This window comes from Mucilaginibacter psychrotolerans (assembly GCF_004519315.1).
Taxonomy (GTDB): Bacteria; Bacteroidota; Bacteroidia; order Sphingobacteriales; family Sphingobacteriaceae; genus Mucilaginibacter; species Mucilaginibacter psychrotolerans.
On record NZ_SOZE01000025.1, the window covers coordinates 51,946 to 72,746 of the forward strand.

At 46.0% G+C, this 20,801-nt stretch carries 16 protein-coding genes; 11 read left to right on the forward strand and 5 right to left on the reverse strand.

The genetic code is table 11. The features are described from left to right. Positions 1–13 precede the first annotated feature (13 nt). The 3 genes from E2R66_RS20550 (at position 14) to E2R66_RS20560 (ending at position 8,319) form a co-directional block, all read left to right on the forward strand. Entirely contained in the window at positions 14–1,552 is a 1,539-nt protein-coding gene (locus tag E2R66_RS20550; protein WP_133234256.1) for a RagB/SusD family nutrient uptake outer membrane protein, read from the forward strand. Positions 1,553–1,632: 80 nt separating this feature from the next. After that, complete coding sequence (locus E2R66_RS20555; protein ID WP_133234258.1) at positions 1,633–4,935, forward strand: VCBS repeat-containing protein; 3,303 nt, start codon at positions 1,633–1,635, stop codon at positions 4,933–4,935. Positions 4,936–4,953: 18 nt separating this feature from the next. Continuing rightward, the gene (locus E2R66_RS20560) at positions 4,954–8,319 is read left to right on the forward strand and encodes an FG-GAP repeat domain-containing protein (RefSeq protein ID WP_133234260.1); all 3,366 of its coding nucleotides are present in this window, start codon (positions 4,954–4,956) and stop codon (positions 8,317–8,319) included. A gap of 2 nt (positions 8,320–8,321) precedes the next feature. Here the strand turns inward: E2R66_RS20560 and E2R66_RS20565 are convergent, their stop codons facing one another. After that, the gene (locus tag E2R66_RS20565; RefSeq protein WP_133234262.1) at positions 8,322–9,260 is read right to left on the reverse strand and encodes a hypothetical protein; all 939 of its coding nucleotides are present in this window, start codon (positions 9,258–9,260) and stop codon (positions 8,322–8,324) included. 203 nt (positions 9,261–9,463) lie between these two features. Between E2R66_RS20565 and E2R66_RS20570 the strand changes: the two genes are divergently transcribed. After that, the gene (locus tag E2R66_RS20570) at positions 9,464–10,792 is read left to right on the forward strand and encodes a vanadium-dependent haloperoxidase (RefSeq protein WP_133234264.1); all 1,329 of its coding nucleotides are present in this window, start codon (positions 9,464–9,466) and stop codon (positions 10,790–10,792) included. A 9-nt stretch (positions 10,793–10,801) separates the two neighbouring features. After that, entirely contained in the window at positions 10,802–12,835 is a 2,034-nt protein-coding gene (locus tag E2R66_RS20575) for a glycoside hydrolase family 65 protein (RefSeq protein ID WP_240049360.1), read from the forward strand. Positions 12,836–13,138: 303 nt separating this feature from the next. Here E2R66_RS20575 and bla read toward each other — a convergent pair whose 3' ends face one another. Continuing rightward, positions 13,139–13,858 (reverse strand): subclass B1 metallo-beta-lactamase, encoded by a 720-nt coding sequence (gene bla, locus E2R66_RS20580; protein ID WP_158288463.1) that lies wholly within the window; start codon positions 13,856–13,858, stop codon positions 13,139–13,141. A 116-nt stretch (positions 13,859–13,974) separates the two neighbouring features. Beyond that, on the reverse strand, positions 13,975–14,628 hold the full coding sequence (gene pgmB, locus E2R66_RS20585; RefSeq protein WP_133234268.1) for a beta-phosphoglucomutase: 654 nt from the start codon (positions 14,626–14,628) through the stop codon (positions 13,975–13,977). 142 nt (positions 14,629–14,770) lie between these two features. Here pgmB and E2R66_RS28450 point away from each other — a divergent pair, with 142 nt between their 5' ends. From E2R66_RS28450 to E2R66_RS20610, 6 genes are all read left to right on the forward strand, one after another. Further along, entirely contained in the window at positions 14,771–14,938 is a 168-nt protein-coding gene (locus E2R66_RS28450; RefSeq protein WP_158288464.1) for a VOC family protein, read from the forward strand. Between the two features lie 217 nt (positions 14,939–15,155). Then, positions 15,156–15,740 (forward strand): thermonuclease family protein, encoded by a 585-nt coding sequence (locus E2R66_RS20590; RefSeq protein WP_204985966.1) that lies wholly within the window; start codon positions 15,156–15,158, stop codon positions 15,738–15,740. A gap of 473 nt (positions 15,741–16,213) precedes the next feature. Next, positions 16,214–18,640, forward strand: coding sequence for a penicillin acylase family protein (locus E2R66_RS20595; RefSeq protein ID WP_133234272.1), 2,427 nt, complete (start codon positions 16,214–16,216; stop codon positions 18,638–18,640). Positions 18,641–18,644: 4 nt separating this feature from the next. Continuing rightward, entirely contained in the window at positions 18,645–18,983 is a 339-nt protein-coding gene (locus E2R66_RS20600; protein ID WP_133234274.1) for a hypothetical protein, read from the forward strand. Positions 18,984–18,990: 7 nt separating this feature from the next. Then, on the forward strand, positions 18,991–19,662 hold the full coding sequence (locus tag E2R66_RS20605) for a hypothetical protein (RefSeq protein ID WP_133234276.1): 672 nt from the start codon (positions 18,991–18,993) through the stop codon (positions 19,660–19,662). A gap of 65 nt (positions 19,663–19,727) precedes the next feature. Continuing rightward, complete coding sequence (locus tag E2R66_RS20610) at positions 19,728–20,072, forward strand: RNA polymerase sigma factor (RefSeq protein WP_133234278.1); 345 nt, start codon at positions 19,728–19,730, stop codon at positions 20,070–20,072. Between the two features lie 32 nt (positions 20,073–20,104). Here the strand turns inward: E2R66_RS20610 and E2R66_RS20615 are convergent, their stop codons facing one another. Further along, positions 20,105–20,494 carry a type II toxin-antitoxin system VapC family toxin gene (locus tag E2R66_RS20615; protein WP_133234280.1) on the reverse strand — a complete coding sequence of 130 codons (390 nt, stop codon included), beginning with the start codon at positions 20,492–20,494 and terminating at the stop codon, positions 20,105–20,107. Then, complete coding sequence (locus tag E2R66_RS28455; protein WP_158288465.1) at positions 20,473–20,688, reverse strand: hypothetical protein; 216 nt, start codon at positions 20,686–20,688, stop codon at positions 20,473–20,475. The genes E2R66_RS20615 and E2R66_RS28455 overlap by 22 nt, the downstream gene beginning before the upstream one ends. Positions 20,689–20,801 lie beyond the last annotated feature (113 nt).

A 20,801-nucleotide genomic window follows, 5' to 3' on the forward strand; every position in this document is an offset into this window, starting at 1 on the left:
AAAAAATATGAGCATGAAAAAAATAACATTGAAAGCAACACTTTGTGGTATGGCGCTTTTGGCCGCTACAGGTTGTGCAAAATTAAACGAAACTGTTTACGGGTCTAAATCCGTAGACGCTGGGGGAGCATCAAGTGCGGCGGATTTGAATGGTGTTTATTCACAATTAAATGGTCAGGCAGATCAGGCAAACACTTATGCTCTGCAAGAACATTCTACAGATGAGATGATGGGCCCAACCCGTGGTACCGACTGGGGAGACTTTGGAACATGGCGCAAGCTGCACACCCACACCTGGACTCCATCGCACAACCAGGTTAACGATACCTGGGACCAATTAAATATTGGTGTGTTCCGTGCAACTCAGGTAATTACCAGGGCAACATCTGATCAGATCAAAGCAGAAGCAAGTTTTTGCCGCGCTTACTTTATGTTCCAAATAGTTGACTTGTACGGCCAGCAGCCATTCCGCGATCCTGATGCTCCAAACTCTTCTGTGCCAACAGTAATGAACCGAGCAGAAGCTACTGCCTTCATTATTAAGGATCTGGAGTTTGCAGAATCTAAATTAGGTGCTGCAGCTAACATTGGTGTTGCCAGCAAGGCAGCCGCTGAAGCTTTATTAGCCAAAGTTTACCTTAACAAAGCAGTTTATACAGCTGCTACAGTGGGTGGCCCATTCACATTTGCTAAAGCAGATATGGATAAAGTTATCGAGTATGCTAACGCGGTTACTGCTGCAGGTTACACATTAGAGCCGGCCGGTAAATACTTCCAGGATTTTGCATGGGATAACTCAGACCAGTCTCACGGTAATATCTTTGGTTTGTACAACACAACTGCACGCCAAACAGGTAACGCAAAAAACCGTTGGAAAATGGGTTTACACTACAACCAGACACCAGATGGCTGGAACGGTTTCACTACCCTTGCCGATTTCTACAAATCATTTGAGGCATCTGACGAGCGCCGTGGTGTTGCTTACCCTGGCTTGACTGATAAAGTTGGCTTAAGGGCAGGTTTTGCAGTAGGGCAGCAATACGGCCCAGGCGGTGTTGCCTTGAAACAACGTGGCGGTAAACCACTCATCTTTACAGAAGATGTAAATATTAACTTCTCTACAGAAGCACAGGGTATTAGGGTGTTCAAATACTTTCCGCATCCTAATGCAGATGGTACAGTGCCTGATAACAGCGAGGATAACGACTATGTTTTCTTGCGTTACGCCGATGTTTTATTAATGAAAGCTGAAGCAATTATGCGTGGCGGTACAGATCCGCTTGGTCAAACTGCAGTAAGCATTGTTAACGCGGTACGTACCCCTCGTGGTGCAAGCACCCTGGCAAGCGTTGATGCAGCCACAATGCTGGCAGAACGTGGCCGCGAGCTTTACTACGAAGGCTGGAGAAGGAATGACCTGATCCGTTTCGAAAAATTCAACGATCCGGTTGATCAGCGCCCATTGGCAACTGATAAAACAAAAACGCTTTACCCAATCCCTCAGCGTGCGGTTGATACCAACCCTAACCTGAAACAGAACGCGGGTTACTAAATAAAGGAACATTTTTCAGTTTTATATTTGATTTGAACGTAGCGAAGTAATTCGCTACGTTTGTTTTTTCTAAACGTATAATGTTTATAAAAAAGCCCTTTCTCCTAATCGCTATTGCTTCTATTTTACTGGTATCCTGCGACAAAACGGGCGTTGACAATCCACTGTTTTGTTTGCAGGATAATAGCGCTGTAGGCATAAACTTTACCAACAAACTAAACGAGCAAGACCGTACCAATGTGTTCACCTTCCGCAATTACTACAACGGTGGCGGCGTGGCCGTAGGCGATATTAATAACGATGGGCTTAACGATGTGTACCTCACCTCTAACCAGGGTGGCAACCAGCTATACCTCAACAAGGGCAACTGGAAGTTTGAAGATATTACCGACAAGGCGGGTGTAAAAGGAACCAAATACTGGAGCACCGGCGTAACCATGGTTGATATAAACGGAGATGGTTGGCTGGATATATACGTTTGCCACAGCGGCAATATCATTGATAGGAAAGGAAATGAACTTTTTATAAACCAACACAACGGCACTTTTAAAGAAGAAGCCGAAAGGTATGGCCTGGTGGATAACGGATTATCTACCCAGGCCATATTTTTTGATTATGATAACGACGGCGACCTGGATTGCTTTGTGCTCAACAACTCTTTCAGGCCCATAGGTTCTTTTGATTTTAGTAAGAATTTGCGGGCGGTAATAGATGAACTGGGCGGCGCACGCCTTTACCGTAATGATGGGGGCCACTTTACTAACGTAACCAAAGGCGCAGATATATTCAGTAGCGATATTGGCTTTGGCCTGGGCGTATCGGTAGCCGACGTGAATAACGATGGCTATCCGGATATCTACGTATCCAACGATTTTTTTGAACGCGATTATCTTTACATCAACCAAAAGAACGGCACTTTTAAAGAAGACATACAAGCCGAGACCGGCCACCTGAGCCTGGCATCGATGGGCTCGGATATTGCCGACATCAACAACGACGGCAACCTCGATATTTTTACTACCGAGATGTTGCCCGAAGGCGACAGTCGTCTGAAAAAGATGACTTCATTCGAATCCTTCGACGTAATAAAGCTGAAACAGCACGATGGTTATTTTAACCAATACATGCAAAACTGCCTGCAGCTAAATAACGGCGACGGAACATTTTCCGAAGTGGCCTTTAATGCAGGAGTTGCCGCCACCGACTGGAGCTGGGGCGCGCTATTTTTTGATATGGACAACGACGGCTGGAAGGATATTTTTGTATCTAACGGCATATATAAAGACCTTACCGATCAGGACTACATCGAGTTTTTGGGTAATCGCGAGAACATGGATAAAATTGCCCAAAAGAAATCATTTGATTATAAAGATTTTACGGACAAGATGGTTTCGACACCACTTTCCAACTATGCATTTTCCAATAACCATAACCTCACTTTTACCAATAAAGCAAAAGAGTTTGGCCTCGACGAGCCATCATTCAGCAACGGGGCAGCCTACGGCGATTTGGACGGCGACGGCGATAACGATCTTATCGTGAATAATGTTAACTCCCCGCTGTTTATCTACAAAAATAACGCGGAAGTACTGAAGAATAACTTTATCCAAATAAAGCTGCAAGGCGATAAGCTGAACCGGTTTGGGGTAGGGGCAACTATCAAAACATTCAGTAAGGGGCAGGCCCTGATTTATTATCAGCAGCCTACGCGCGGCTTCCAGAGCAGCACTTCGCCAAATTTAATCACCATCGGCCTCGGCAAGATAGCCTCGATAGATTCTGTACAGGTTATCTGGCCCGGCGGTAAATATCAGGTGGCAAAAAACGTAAAGGCAAACAATACGTACACCTACAACATCGTGGATGCAAAAGGCGCTTACGATTTCAGTAGGAAAGCGGTTAAGCCGTTGTTTACCGAAACCGCCAAAGCCCTGTTTGATTCCATACCCACACATATGGAGAATGGTTTCATCGATTTCGACAACGAACGACTCATGCTACAGATGCTCTCTACCGAGAACCCATATATGGCAAAGGGCGATTTAAATAAGGATGGCCTCGCCGATTTTTACTTCGGCAGTTCTAAGGATAGCCCGGCATCCATCTACCTGCAACAAAAAAACGGCAAATTTAAAATATACGTCCCCGATGACCTGGGCAAGCAGAGCTACATGGAAAATGCAGGCGCAGCCTTTGGCGATTTTGACGGCGATGGCGACGAGGACCTGATTATTGGTGTGGGCGGCAATGAAGATGAACCCGAAAACCCCATATATTTTCCGCGCTTTTACGAGAACGATGGTAAAGGCAACCTGCATCGCAACCCACAGAAAAGTTTATCTGCACCTGTAAATGCATCGGTAGTGATGGCTTGCGATTACGATAAAGACGGCCACCTCGATTTATTCATTGGCGGCAGGAGCGTGCCCGGCACTTACGGTGCATCGCCACGATCTTACGTGTTTCACAACAATGGCGACGGGCACTTTACCGATGTATCTGCACAAGTGCTCGGTGCTGATGCTAAACCGGGGATGGTAACATCCGCTCAATGGGCGGATATAGACGGTAATGGCTATCCTGATCTCGTTATTGCGGGCAATTGGATGGGGATTGAGATATACCTGAACAACAAGGGCAAATTTACCCATGATAAGCAACTGGATAACTACAAAGGCTGGTGGAGCGCATTGCAGATTGCCGATGTTAATGGCGATGGCAAGCCCGATATTGTAGCCGGCAACATTGGTCTCAATATCAAATTCAAGGCATCGTTTGAAGAACCTATGAAGATTTATGTGAAGGATTTCGATAAGAATGGAACCAAAGAGTGCGTAACCTCTATGTACAAAAGCGACCATATCCCTTACGTGTTCCACATGAAGCCTGATTTGGTTGGCCAAATGCCTATCCTCAAAAAGAAGTACCTTAAATACAACGATTACGCGGGCAAGCCTTTCAGCGAGGTATTTCCCGACGAACAATTAGAAGGAGCCGAAACGCATGAAATGAATTACATGGCTTCGGCGGTGTTTATAAACGAGGGAGGCAAGTTTGTGGCGAAGGCATTGCCTTATAATGCGCAACTATCCAACGTAAGCACCATCCTTTGCGAGGATATTGATGGCAGCGGTATCCCGTCGATTATATTAGGCGGTAATTTTTATGGCTTTAAGCCCGAAGTAGGCCGGTTAGATGCCAGCCGTGGCCAAATTTATAAGTATGGTAAAAGCGGATTTACGTATATTTTGCCGTCGCAAAGCGGGATGGATTTGTCGGGCCAGGTGCGGTCCTCGTTGATGATAAAGAATGCCGGCGGAGAGCAATACTTTTTATTTGGCCTGAACGATGATAAGCTAAAAGCCTATAAATTACGCAGGTAAAACTGGAATATCTATAAAATGAAAAAAGCCAAGCGTAAAAAAGCCATACCCAATACGCGCCCTATAGTTCTTCGGTCCACAGTAGTAATTTGCTGTGTGGTGCTTGCTTTGATTGCTTTTTTCTATTCTTGCAGATCGAAAAGAGTGGGGGACGGCATTTTTAAACTGGTGCCTGCCGATGAGAGTGGTCTGGATTTCGTAAACCGTAACGTGGTAACCGATTCGGTAAATATCCTGGATTACCTGTACTTCTATAACGGTGCGGGCCTTGCCGCAGCCGATTTCAATAACGACGGACTACAGGACCTTTACTTTGCATCTAACCAGGGCGAAAACAAATTGTACCTGAATAAAGGCGACCTTAAATTCGAAGACATTACTAAGAAAGCAGGTCTTGCCGGTACCGGTAACTGGAAAACCGGCGTAACGGTTGTAGACATCAACGGCGACGGCTTAAAAGATATTTACGTTTGCGTAGTGAGCAATTACAAGGGCTTCAAAGGTAAAAACCAGCTGTACATCAACAACGGCAATCTTACCTTTACCGAATCGGCAGCGAAATATGGCCTCGACTTTTCGGGCTTCTCCACCCAGGCTAGCTTTTTTGATTATGATAAAGATGGCGACCTGGATATGTTCCTGCTTACTTCATCTGTACACAGTACAGATACGTACGGTGATTCTACCCAGCGCTTTAAGTATAGCCATGATGCAGGCGACCATCTTTTCCGCAACGATAACGGTAAATTTACCGATGTAACCCAAGGCTCGGGCATTTATTCGGCACCGATAGGGTATGGGCTTGGCCTAAGCGTTGGCGACCTGAACAACGATGGCTGGGACGACATATACGTAAGCAATGATTTTTTTGAACAGGATTACTATTACGTAAACCAAAAAGACGGCACCTTTAAAGAGGAAATGAAGAATGCATTCGGGCATACCAGTCTGTTTTCTATGGGGAATGCACTAACCGATATCAATAAAGATGGTCACCTGGACGTAATTAGCACAGATATGCTTCCGGAGGATATCAAGGCACTCAAATCAACCATAAACGACGAGCCGCTGGATATCTACAACCAGGAGGTGAACGCAGGGTATTATTATCAATATTCAAAAAACAGCCTGCAGCTGAACGTGGGCAACGGTAGTAAGTTTGTAGATGTGAGCCTGTATGCGGGCATGTCGGCCACGGACTGGACCTGGTCGCCACTGGTGCAGGATTTTGATATGGACGGGCGTAAGGATATTTTCTTTAGCAACGGCATCAAAAAGCGGCTGAATGATATGGATTACCTGAAATATCTGGGCGACCCAGATGTGGTTAAGGATTTCAAGACCAGCCGTTTCTTCGATAAGGAAAAAATAAACCTAATGCCCGATGGGCAGGTGCACAACTACCTGTACCATGCAGGTGAAAAACTGAAGTTTACCGATATATCCGAAGGAAACGACATGCGCGATACCACCGTTTCGGCTGGTGCGGTGTCTATTGACCTGGACAACGATGGTGACTTGGATATGGTGACCAATAATATGGATGCCCCGGCCTCTGTCTATCAAAACATGACGATGGAGAATGCTAAGGATGCCAAGCCTGTTTATCTTAATTTCAGTGTAAAATACACCGCGCTTAATCCCGATGGTATTGGTACTAAATTCTTTCTGCGTTCCAACAACGAGGTTGATCACCAGGAGATACAAACCAGCACGGCTTACGAAAGCACACAAAACAATAACCTTACGTTTACTTTCCTGCCCGGCGATAATCCAGCGGAACTAATGGTGGTTTGGCCGGATAACTCCTACCAGGTTATCAAAAGCTTCAGCCCGAACAGAAAAACGCTGATTACCTACAATAAAAGCCAAACGCAGCAAACTACGGATATGGTTGGCCTGATAACAAACTATACTAAACAAAATGCCCAGTTCAGCTCAATATCGGTAAAAGCAAGCATACTGGCCACCCTGTTGCAAAACGAAACGCCCGATTTTAACTATTATAACCTGTTGCCGCATACCTATTTGCCGCACACCCCTCCGGTAGCTGTGGCTGATGTAAACAAAGACGGCCTCGACGATATTTACGTAGGCGGTATGGCCGGCGACGATAAATATATTTTAGCAGGCAACAAAGCAGGTGGTTTTACCAAAATTGATGTTGCTGCCTTTGCTGCATTTAAAAATTATGGTGATACCGGTGCACAATGGGCAGATGTAAATAACGATGGCCTGCCCGATTTACTGGTAACTACGGCCAACCATCCACTTTTACAGGAGGACAAGCGACAGCCGGTGCGCTTATACATTAACAAAGGCAACTATCAATTCGAGTACAAGGCCATTCCGCAGCCCGTGCAATTGGCATCAAAGATACTTTTTTATGATTTTGACGGCGACGGTAGAAAGGATATCTTCCTGAGCGCGGGTGTATCTTTCATTGATTATACCATGTCGGCCCAATCCACCATATTGCTCAATAAAGGCGATGGTAAATTTGAATTGGCATCGCCAAAGGCATATACCGAAATTACCATGCTGAATTACATCACTGAGATAACCGCGAAGGATATCGATGGCGACGGCGCGGAAGATCTGCTCGTTGCATCGGAATGGAACCCGGTGCAGATTTTTCTAAAAAAAGGTAAAAAGCTGATGAAATTCAGCAGCCCGTTGTTGGACGATGCAAAAGGCTGGTGGCAGAGTGCTGCCGTTACTGATGTAGATGGCGACGGTAAAGCCGACCTGATAGCCGGCAACTGGGGAGAAAACAGCAAATACAACGTATCGGCTAAGGAACCACTTTATGCCTACAATACCGATTTGGATAATGATGGCAAGAACGACCTCATCCTTTCATATCCTTACAAAGGCAAGTATTACCCTTTCCGCCCTAAAAACGATCTGGAACAGGAGCTACCCTATTTGAAAAAGGAATTTCTGAGCTTTCAGAAGATGGCAGATAAAACCACCGACGATATCTTTGGCGATCAGCTTAATCAGAACAAGCGCCTGGTAGTGAACGAGTTTAAAAGTATTTTTATTAGCGATGTGTTGCACGCAACGGTAGCTGCCGACTTGCCATACATGTATCAGCAAGCGCCTATACGCTCGGTAACGGCACTAAACAATAAGCAGGGCGATGTATTACTTAACGGCAACTTTTGGGGAGTAGTACCCTACGAGGGTAAGTACGATGCGCTGGGCCTGGTAACCATGCATTACAATAAGCAAACCAGGCAACTTTCGATGCCGGAGTATTGGGTGAACCCACTGTTCAATTTCCAGGAAATGACCACGCCGCAATTGATTAAGACCGCTGCAGGCGATAGCTACGTGGTAGTTACATACGAGGGTAAACTGCTGCTGATAAGCAAATAAAATTAAAGGATAGGCCAGTAAAGTTTAGTTACCCATTTTGCGGTATCGGGCTGTGCTGTCCTGTCGGTTACCATTAGCTCAAAGGGCATGGCTACAGGGGTAAGTTTATAGTCTTTTTGAAAAGCCCTCATCTGCGAAAAGGCATTATCGATGGTGTTGCGTCCGCCCTTCACCTCGGTAGCCATAATATTGCCTCCCACTACCATTTTATTAATCACCGAATTTGCCGCAGGTGTAATCACCTTATTGATAGGTATGGCCACCATTATGTGGTATTCAGTATCATCGGCTTTGGTAACGTTAAGCATGGGTTTGTTAGTTTCTGCAGCGTTTTGAGCGGCTATTTGTTTACGCAGGTCGGCAGCCATGGCGTAAACGGTTTCCATAGTGGGCAGGGTGGTACTAACGGTATTGGTAGCCAGCATGATGCCGTCTTTTACTTTATCTATCTTTATCGGCAGCCCATAAACGTTTGCGTCTTTTTGTATAAACTCCTTAAATGCATTCAGGATGCTATCCATATCATTCTGTTCAGATTTGATGTGCATAAATTCGGCTACCCTGGTAAAGGGGTTAAGGCTGCTTTGCTTAACGGCTTCCCAGGTAATTTTTGTAGATGCATCATCTATTGCCAGGTAGTTTATTTTACCTTCCAGTTCCACCTTGTCTGTGTTGATAGTTACCTCTATATAACTGTTTGCATCTTTTTTGATCGTGTACAGCCTACCGTCGAAAGCAAAGAGATTACTGTCTGATGCCATATGTTCACCGGGCCACCACTTCGGCCATGCTTCTTTTTTCACCAGGAATTTAAATACATTGCCATCCACGGCATCTACCGTAACCGTGCTGGTAGCGGTAATATATTGCGGGATAATAAAATATAAGCTAATGAAGGCCAATAGCAACGCACCTAATACTAAAAGAGCAGGTTTCTTCATAAAACGGATAAATAACAAATAAAAAACACCACGCAGAGCTGCGTAATGCATTGCAAAAGTAACTAATTCAAGGTGTTAAAATCAAACAATTTTATGCCTGCCAATTAGTATAAAAACCCCTATATTAGCCTTTAAACAAAGAAAAACCAATACCTGCCCGGCATCAATAGCCCGGGCGTTTTTTCTTAAACCAATACATCATTATGAACCGTTTCCTGATTTTGCTTGCAGGTGTAGCCCTGATTTTTTCTTCCTGCAAGAAGGCTGATTATCAAAAAGTTACCCATGATCCCGAACTGTACCGCACTACGGTAAAGAAACTTAACGACATCGTTCTCGAGAATAATTTCCCGCCGGTTATCGCATCGCGCAACTATGTGTACGCCAATATTGCCGCTTACCAGGTAATAGCAGCCGGCGACCCAAAGCATTTCCGCAGCTTATCTGGTCAGATAAAGCACCTGCCTGTTTCACCCGCACCGCCAAAAGATGCCGAAGTTGACTTTCAGTTTGCCTCTATGCTAGCGTTTTGCACAGTAGGCAACGCCGTTACCTTTCCTGAGGGCAGCATGGAAATTTATATCGACAGCCTGAAGCAGAAGGCAAAAGATGCCGGCATGCCGTCTGGCGTGTTCGATAATACCGTGGCGTACGCCGATACCGTGGCTAAATATATCCTAAAATGGAGCAAGAAAGATAATTATGCGCAAACCAGGTCGGCGAGTAAATATACCGTAAAACGCATAGATGGCCGGTGGATACCTACGCCACCTATGTACGCACAGGCCCTGGAGCCGCATTGGGGCGAAATACGCCCAATGGTATTGGATTCGGCAGCGCAAATACCGGCACCACAGCCGCCTGCTTACAATATGACCGATAAAAACAGCGTATTTTATAAAAATGTAATGCAGGTTAAGGGTATGGTAGATAGCCTTACTACCGAACAAAAGCACATGGCCGATTTTTGGGACGATAACGCTTTTAAGCTTAATGTAATAGGGCATGCATCTTTTGGTACCAAAAAGTTCTCGCCGGGCGGGCACTGGATGAATATTGCCGGGGTGGGTTCTGCCATGAAGAAGGCTGATTTTGGCACAACCGTTGCCGCTTATACCGAAACCTCTATTGCGCTATTTGATGCATTTATCAGTTGCTGGGATATAAAATATAAGGCTAACAGCGTTCGGCCCGAAACCGTTATCACTAAACTGGTAAACCCCGACTGGCGCCCTTATATCCAAACACCGCCATTCCCCGAATATATTAGTGGCCACGCGGTAATCTCGGCTGCTGCAGCTGAAGTTTTAACACAGGCCTTTGGCGATAACATCGCTTATACAGATTCTTCAGAATCGGAATTCGGTATCGACCCGCGAAAGTTTACTTCCTTCCGCGCTGCCGCACAGGAGGCAGCCATGTCGCGCGTATATGGTGGCATTCACTACAAAATAGCCTGTACAGAAGGTAATAAGCTGGGGCAAAAAATTGGCGATCTGGTGAACAAAAAATTGCAGTTGAAGATTAAATAGTAAAATTTTATGAGAAGGATTAAACTGTTTTGCTTGCTGATGGGCCTTTCAGCATCGGTAAACCTGATGGCGCAAAACCCATGGGTTATCAAAGCCGATAAGATAGACCCAGCCAATTATTACGGCATTACGGTAGCCAACGGTATGATCGGTATCGTGTCCTCGCCCGAGCCTTTCAAGGTGAAGAACGTGGTATTGGCCGGTGCTTACGATTTGTATGGCCGTGGCCGGGTAAGCAATTTTTTGAACAGCTTTAACCTGCTCAATATGTACCTGGAGGTGGATGGCCGCCGCCTGGATGCCAAAATGGTGAGCAATTTTAAGCAGGAGCTGGATATGCAACACGCCGCCATGACCACCACTTTTGATTACGGCGATAACGCAAGCATCAAATACACCTATTATTCGCTGAGGCAACTGCCTTATACCGTATTGATGGATGTAAGCGTAACCGCCAAAAAAGCAATTAGTATTACCGCTGCGAGCGTAATGGAGGCACCCGATGCTTTGAAACAGGTAGAGAATTATTACAATGAGATCGACCGGCCGCACGTAACGATCAGCCTGCTCACCTCTACCGCCAAAAGCCCAACGGGTAAGCTGCAGCTTTGCGCATCAACATCGTTTTTATTCAACGAGCCGCATGGACAGGAGCCACGCGTGATACACGAAATGTGGGACAATAATATGCACCTGATGAAATTCAGCCATCAGCTAACCGCCGGGCAAACATATTCATACGGGGTAACAGGCTCGTCTATTACTTCTGCCCACCACCCCGACCCGCTGAATGAGGCCGAGCGCCTGACCATTTTTGCCCTGCTTGAAGGTAAGGATAGGCTCATCAAATTCCACAACCAGGCATGGGATAAAATTTGGGAAAGCGATATACAGATAGAAGGTGATGCCCAGGCACAACAAGATGTACACAGCATGCTTTATCATTTATACTCGTTTTCGCGCGAGGGGACGGCGCTGTCGCCATCGCCGATGGGTTTATCTGGTTTAGGCTATAATGGCCACGTTTTTTGGGATACGGATTTGTGGATGTACCCCGCCATGTTGGTGCTGCACCCGGAAATTGCCAAATCGATGGTAGAATATCGTTTCGAGCGGTTGGAAGCCGCCCGCAAGAATGCTTTTTCGCATGGTTACAAGGGGGCGATGTTCCCTTGGGAAAGTGCGGATAGCGGGGTAGAAGAAACCCCCGTTTGGGCATTGAGCGGCCCATTTGAGCACCATATTACTGCAGATGTAGCCAACGCTGCCTGGAACTATTACTGCGTTACACAGGATAAAGAGTGGCTGCGCGAGAAAGGCTGGCCGATACTATCTGCAACTGCCGATTTTTGGGCTAGCCGCGTGGAACGAAACGGCCCCGGGCATTACGATATTAAGAACGTGGTTGCTGCCGATGAATGGGCAGAGAATATCGATAACAATGCATTTACCAACGCTGCCGCACAGGTTAATCTGAAAAACGCAACCGCCGCTGCCAAAATATTGGGCCTTACCGCCAACCCCGATTGGATGAATGTAGCCAATAACATCCCTATCCTTAAAATGGATAACGGCGTAACGGCTGAGTTTGCCACCTACAAGGGCGAGGGCATTAAACAGGCCGACGTAAACCTGCTGGCTTACCCGCTCAAAACCATTACCGACCCAGCCCAAATCAAAAGGGACCTGGAGTATTACGAAACCCGCGTACCCAACGAAGGCACCCCGGCCATGACACAGGGCGTATTTGCGCTATTGTATGCACGAATCGGCAACGGCGATAAAGCCTACCATTGGTTTAAAGAAGCGTATGAGCCCAACCTTAACCCTCCGTTCCGCGTGATTGCAGAAACCAAGGGCGGCACCAACCCATACTTTGCAACAGGAGCCGGAGGTATCATACAGGCTATGCTGATGGGTTTCGGCGGTTTGGATATTACGCCAACGGGCATCGTGCAAATAAAAAGCAAGCTGCCTGCCAACTGGAAATCCTTAAAGATTACGGGAGCGGGAGTGAACAAAGTGACTTATACGGTGAAGTAGACAACATGGCCGCTACTAGCTCACCGCAACTCACCACATCGTCATTATAAGGAGCGGCGTGGGGTAAAGTGAGGTGGGGCGATGTGGCAATCATCGGCATACAGAGCCGCAAGGCAAGGGCATCGATATGCTTCTCTACATCATCCTTGCGAGGAACGGCGAGGGGAAAGTGCGTTTGGGGGCACGAGGGTAACCGACCAAAGGGAGCTCATTAACTCCTTTGAAAAACAAAAAATACGTTAATAATCATCGGCAAGCAGAGCAAATTTGTAAGGAGACTACGCTTTGCGATTGCGTGAAAATCTACTTCACTACATCCATGGTATGGCTCAACTGCTCAACGCCCCCTTGCCACCCCAGGTGGCCGGGGATAATGTATTTGGCGTGCCCGTAATATTTAATCACGTTTTCTATTGCGGTCGACCAGTTTTTAAGGTTAGCATCACCAATGAAACCTTCGCTATCGGTGTCGAGACTTTTCACGAGGCATCCGCCAACCAATACCAGGTCGTTGGGGAACCATACCACAATATTATCTTTAGTGTGCCCTTCGCCGGGGAAGTAGGTCTTTAGGGTTAGGCTGCCTATCGTAAAAGTAGTATCGTGGCCGAAGGTAAATTCGGGTAGTTTATTGTGCTCCTTTTTGGCAAGTTGATAGGTTAGCGTGCTGCTGTAGGTTTTGGTGCCTGCCTTCTTCAGTATGTCGAAACCAATCACCTTATCATCATGAAAGTGGGTGGCGATGCACAGCACTATCTTTTTATGGTAAGTTTTTTCAACCGTATCAATCAACTGCTGCGTTTGCGCTTCGCCCCAGGGCGTATCTATCAACACGATACCGGCATCGGTCACCACAAACAAGCTATTAGCAGGGTATGGTTCGCTATCCTTATCGGGGTATCCATGCGAGGTTACTACGTAGTAGTTTTTGGTAAGCGGTGTAATGATAATTTGCGGCTCAGTCTTTTGAGCAAACAAACGAGGGGAGAGCATCAGCAGGAGAACCAGCAGCTTAAATTTCATTGAGTAAAAATAGATTTTTTGCGGGAGTTCAGATGAGGAATCTAAACCATAGAAAAAAGTAACGGCTAGGGTCATAACTTTTCCAACCTTTCTAACTTCTCCAACCCTTCTAACCTTTACAACGTCTCCAACATTTCCAAAGTAACCTTGTCCAAACCGTTTACCACTACATCAGCTTCGCTGAGCAGTTTGGGCGAACCTATTCCCACTGCTTTCATGCCTGCGTTTTTCGCGGCTTCTACGCCTGCCACGGCATCTTCAAATACTACGCAATCGGCAGGGGATACGCCCAGCGCTTCGGCACCTTTCAGGAATACTTCCGGGTCGGGTTTGGCTTTGCTTACGCTGTTGCCATCTACTATGGCATCAAATAATGGGGTCAATTGCAGTTTGGCCAGTATAATAGGCGTATTTTTACTTGCCGAACCGATAGCTGTTTTAATACCGGCGTTGCGGCAGCTTTCCACAAACTCCTGTGCGCCGGAGAGTATCTCGTCGGGCGTCATCAGGTTAATCATCTCGGTGTACCAGGTGTTTTTGCGGGTAGCCATTTCTTCCTTCTCGGCATCGGTGGCGTCGGTAACGTTGCCCCAGCCCAGCACCAGGTCCAGCGATGCCATGCGGCTTACGCCCTTCAACTGTTCGTTTTGGTGTTCGGTAAAATCAAAACCCATCTCGTTGGCCAGGCGTTTCCAGGCTTTATAATGGTAAACGGCAGTATCAACGATAACGCCGTCGAGGTCGAATATGCAGGCTTTTATAGTGCTCATAGTGATATTAAACCGCTAAGTTAGCTTTTGGTTGTTAATAAGTAGGATAAATAATTACACATTGTTTTACTGCCGATTGCAGGGTAGCATGTTTGTTTTTATTTATACTTTTATGATGCAATAACCAAAAGCTAAAAGCATCATGAAAGGCATCGAGATTATCTCCATTCCCGTAACTAACCAACAGGCTGCCAGGGAGTTTTATCTGAAAATGGGTTTCACCCTCATTGTAGAGGCCCCTTACGAAGGAGGCGCTAACTGGATACAATTGGGCATCCCCGGATCCTATACGGCTCGCGCTTTCCGCTAATACGGCACAAGGCCGGTATCCGCCCCAATCGCCAACACATTTGTCTGAAACTCGAATTTTATGGAATTTTTTGAATTGACAGAATGATGGACCGTATTCTAATTCTGTTAAATTCGTTAATTCTTAAAATTGGAGTTCTGACAATAATAACCATTGCAAATCTCTGTGGCTTCTCTGAGTCCTGTGGTTAAAAAATAATTTTACGATGTTTACGCCCATGTTTAAAAGATACCTCCTCCTTTTCCTTGTCATTCTAGCCACCGCTTGTAACAATAACCCCAAAGAAGCCGATAACAAAGATTATATATACAAAGTAGTTGGCGTTAAAGATGGCGATACCATGGTGCTGCTTTCGCCCGATAATATCCAAACTACCGTACGCCTTGCCGAGGTAGATTGCCCCGAAAAGAGCCAGGCCTTCGGCCAGGCGGCCAAGCAATTTACATCTGACCTTTGCTTTGGCAAACAAGTAAAGCTGATAGCCAACACTCAAGACCGGTATGGCCGCACGGTAGGACAGGTAGAACTGTCCGATGGTACCAACGTGAACTACGCCCTGGTAAAAAATGGTTATGCCTGGCAATATCGTGCCTATTCAAAAAGTGAGCAGTTGCAATCGCTGGAGGAACAAGCCCGGCAAGGCCATTTGGGCCTTTGGCAGGATAACAATCCAACCCCGCCCTGGGAGTTCCGTAAAGAGGGGAAAGCGCAACGCGCTACGAATAAAGATGCAAAGCCGAAGAAAGCCAAAAGGCATTATAAAAAACGGAAATCGAAATACCATGATACGACTTCGTTTTAATCGTACGTCATTATGCGATGTCCAACCTTGCACCTTCATTGCCGTCGGTTTTAACCGACCGGACTTATGCAAGCGTCCGTCTCATAAATGAGAAGGCAATGAAGTTGCGTATTTCACTGCAATGCTATAGCCAATTGCACCTTCATTGCCGTCGGTTTTAACCGACCGGACTTATGCAAGCGTCCGTCTCATAAATGAGAAGGCAATGAAGTTGCGTATTTCACTGCGATGCTATAGCTAATTGCACCTTCATTGCCGTCGGTTTTAACCGACCGGACTTATGCAAGCGTCCGTCTCATAAATGAGAAGGCAATGAAGTTGCGTATTTCACTGCGATGCTATAGCTAATTGCACCTTCATTGCCGTCGGTTTTAACCGACCGGAATGCTGAATCAGCAGCTTTCTAAAATTGGCAAATCTTTCCGCTCATAATCGCGCCCATTTCCCTATCTTGCTTCACCATTCCCATCCCGATGAAAATTTTTAAGGCACTGGTTTCCGTACTCATTACCATAGCCCTCATTTGGGCAATGCAAACAAAATTTGGCGACGTACCGCCCATAGGCAAGTTCCTGAACCCGGCTACCGGCTTTTGGCAAAATGCCGAAAGCAAGAACATAGATGCCGCTGAAGAACTGAAGCTCAATGGCCTCAGCGGAAAGGTAACCATACAATACGACGATAACCGCATCCCGCATATTTTCGCTGAAAATGACCATGACCTTTACTACACCCAGGGCTATATCACTGCCCGCGACCGCCTCTGGCAAATGGATATCCAAACCCGCAGCGCATCGGGTAGATTATCCGAAGTGGTGGGCGCAAAAGCGCTGGATGTTGACCGTTACCACCGCCGCATGGGCATGGTATATGGTGCCGAAAATACCCTCAAAGGCATGATGAAAGACCCGGTGATGCGCGTGGTTATCAACGCCTATACCGAGGGCGTGAACAGCTACGTGCACCAACTGTCTAAACGCAATTACCCTATCGAATTTAAATTGTTAGATTACGCGCCAGAAGAATGGAAACCCATTAACTGTGCCTTTCTGTTGAAACTGATGTCGGAAACGCTGGCCGGTGGCACCAACGAACTCGCCATGACCAATGTGTTGAATAAGTTTGGCGCGAAGATAACCAACGATTTATTCCCTGATTACCCCATGCACGAGAGCCCTATCATCCCGGTAGGTACCAAGTGGGATTTTAAACCCTTGCCCATCCCTGCGCCACCGGCGGCTTTTAAAGCGCAACTGCTAACGGGCATGAAGATGAAAGAAAGGGTAGAAGGCATCGGCAGTAATAACTGGGCCATCAGCGGCAGCAAAACGGCATCGGGCTACCCCATTTTGGCTAACGACCCGCATTTGGATCTTACTTTCCCATCCATATGGTACCAGATGCAGTTATCGGCGCCGGGTGTAAATGTTTACGGGGTATCGCTGCCTGGCGCGCCATGCATTGTTATCGGCTATAACCAAAAAATAAGCTGGGGCGTAACCAATGTTGATGCCGATATACTCGACTGGTACCAGCTTAAATTTAAAGACGAAAGCCGCAACGAATACTGGTACAACAATCAGTGGAACAAAGTTACTTACCGCATAGAAAAAATTAGTATAAAAGGCCAGCGGGATCTCATTGATACCGTGCGTTACACGCGCTTTGGCCCGGTGGTTTATGATAATGCCGGCATGGCGGGCGGGCACGATAATATCCCCGTAGGCAACGCCCTTAAATGGATAGCACACGACGAAAGCAACGAGTTCAAAACCTTTTACCTGCTTAATCGCGGAAGCAATTATAATGACTATCGCGAAGCCTTGAAATACTTCAGCGCGCCGGCCCAAAACTTCGTGTTCGCTTCGGTAGATAACGATATCGCCATTACCCCCAATGGCAAGCTGCCTTTGAAGTATAAAGATCAGGGTAAATTCCTGATGGATGGGGGCGACCCGGCCAACGACTGGCACGGCTTTATCCCCTTTGAACAGAACCCAACGGTGAAGAATCCGCCGCGCGGCTTCGTAAGCTCGGCTAACCAAAGCTCTACCGACCCCACTTACCCGTATTACATAAACTGGCAGTTTGCACCTTACGAACGGGGTAAGCGCATTAACGACCGCCTCGGTGCCATGCAAAAAGCCACGGCCGATAGCATGCGCATATTACAGACTGACACTTACAGCATACGTGCGCAGGATATATTGCCAACCATGCTGAAATACATAGATGCCAGTAAGCTGGATGAGAACCAAACAACAGCCCTCAACATCCTCAAAAAATGGGATAAGTTTTTGGCAGCCGATTCGGAAGGTGCAGCTATATTCACCAACTGGTGGAGTAACTTTTACCAGGACACCTGGCAAAATAATTTCTCTGATAAGGATATGCCGCTCAACTGGCCATCGATGGACAGGACGGAGGAATTGTTGCTGAAAGACCCTAACTCCACGTGGTTCGACAGTAAAAAAACGGCTACCAAGGAGAGCGCGGCAGATGTATTGAGCCGTAGCTTTAACGTAACGGTAGATAAATTGGTAAAAGATTATGGTAACCCCGGCAACTGGCAATGGGGAAAAGTAAAACCCTTTGAGGTGCGGCACCTGGCTAACCTGCCCGGCTTTGGCTCAGGCAACTTTGCCAGCGGTGGAGCGGGTTCTACGGTAAACGCGCTTATCGACGGGCACGGGCCATCCTGGCGTATGGTAGTGCAATTAGGCCCGCAGGTAAAAGGCTACGGTATATTACCCGGTGGACAAAGCGGCAACCCCGGCAGCTTTTATTATGATGATATGCTGCAAACCTGGAAAGACGGCAAGCTGAATGAACTGCTCTACCTGCAATCGCCAACCGAAAAATCGCCCCGCATCAAAACAACCTTAACCCTTAGCAAATAAACCTATGTTATTCGCACTGATACTTTTTTTGTCCTTTATAAGCGGGTTTATATTGCCCTGGTGGGTCGCCTGCATATTCGCATTTGCGTCAGCAATATTTTTAGGCAAAGCATCCGGTCATGCCTTTTGGTCGGGTTTTGGCGCATTGGCATTGGCCTGGCTGGCATTGGCCCTGCTGAAAAGCTTGCCGAACGAGAACATCCTGGCAACGCGCGTTGCGCACCTGTTTCAATTACCGCATTGGTTACTGTTACTGCTGGTAACGGTTTTGATTGGCGGTTTAATAGGGGGGATGAGTGCCATGTCGGGATTTTTGGTGAAGAGGACGTTTGAGAAGGATTAAAATTCTTATGAAACTCAGAGAAATTGCAATTTTTACAGCTTATCAACACCAATATCAATCTATTTTCAATCCGCAGACTTGGTGTATTCAGGAACAATATTGGCGCTATTTGGGCGCGTATGACACAGGTCCTTTTGCCAAAATAACGATAAGGGTTAATGACGACCCCGTTATGAAATATAAAGATTTTGCCTTAGACAACACATGTTTAACTGTTGTAGGAATCGATAAGTATTTAGATGTCGCTAACTTTCTTGGTTCAAGCAGCACAAAAAAAAAGACGGCATTAGTTAATCTGTTGCACGATGGTATGCTTTTTCTTTGTGACCATTATCTATGGGATAAGGAGCCGTTGGTCAGGGCTTATGAATTATGCCTGGAAAATAATTTGGAATATAAGTTTAAATTGAGAGACAAGACTTATCGGTCGCCGCAACGGAATTGGTATGGGGCGATTTACTGCGACTGGGATTTGCACTATTTTAAGGCAACTGCACGTATAGAAGATATAAATGGAGAATTGATAAAAGAGCAAGAACTTTTGAATATTGAACCCTACTTCGGCGAATTCATTTATTATGCTAAGAGTAAATGGGACGACGCGTATACCTTCAGCCTGTACTCTAAAACAGGTGAAAAGTGGAGTATACGGTTAATGACGCTCGTTGTTAACGAATAAATTTTCTCCTCCTCATGTGATTTTTCTCCCCTCCCTGCGAATAATGGTATAAAAGAAATCACCCAATGAAATCGCAGGCCGATAAAGACCAATTCTTACTCCTCATTCAGCAGAACAAAAAGCTCATTTTTAAAGTCTGCAATACCTATTGCAAGGATGAGGAAGACAGTAAGGACCTGGTGCAGGAGGTCATCATACAGCCTTGGCATGCCTACCCCAATTATAACGACAGGTACAAACTGTTCACCTGGATGTACCGCATTGCGCTCAACACTGCTATCTCGTTCTACCGTTCGCATCATAAGAGGAAATCTGCTACTATATCCATCAACGAGGCTATCTTCGAGATAGCTGATGATGATTCCACCCGTCAGCTCGACGAAATTGAAGAGTTTGAGCAGGAGGAGTAGACAAAACCGTCCAATTTGGGTCGGGGCGTTTGTTATATCAGATGGGCATCAATCACCGTCAATCCTTCTATATTTCTAAAGTCGGATATGTTTCGGGAAATTAAAATTGATTTGGTGACGATTGCGGTTGCGGCGATAATTGCATCGGGCAGTTTGGTTTTGTGTTTTTTGCGAATGCTTATACTTTCATTAACAATATCTTCAGATAAAGACATAATTGCAGCATCATTCATGAAATTGGTTAATAGTAGATAATGTTCTGGCGGCGCATTGAAGCCCAAAACTTCGATTTTTGTTACCACTGATAAACGGGGGACTGCATTGATGACATTATTCATGAATGCCATACCAGAAGCAGGTATTTTTTGACCGAGATAATCAATTACGGCATTAGTATCTATCAAATACTGCGATTGTTCCATTCGTCGCGACCTTGGCTTACATAATTTTGGAGTTCGTCGGCAATGTCGGTCGGAAGCTTTCCGGCATATTTTTCTGAAAGTTTTTGAGTTGACTCAATGCTTTTATTTAGCACCGTTATAATGCTTAAGTCCTCAAGTTCCTCCAATAGCCTATAAGCCTTATGGTTGTTTATTTGTAAGAGAACTGTTTCCATTTGATTTTAATCTTGTATATAACAAATATAGTCATTGTAGGCTAAATGGTATCTTTGGATTAAACAAATACCTATCGGAGAGATAGCCGGAGTTTGGCATTATTTCAATTTGG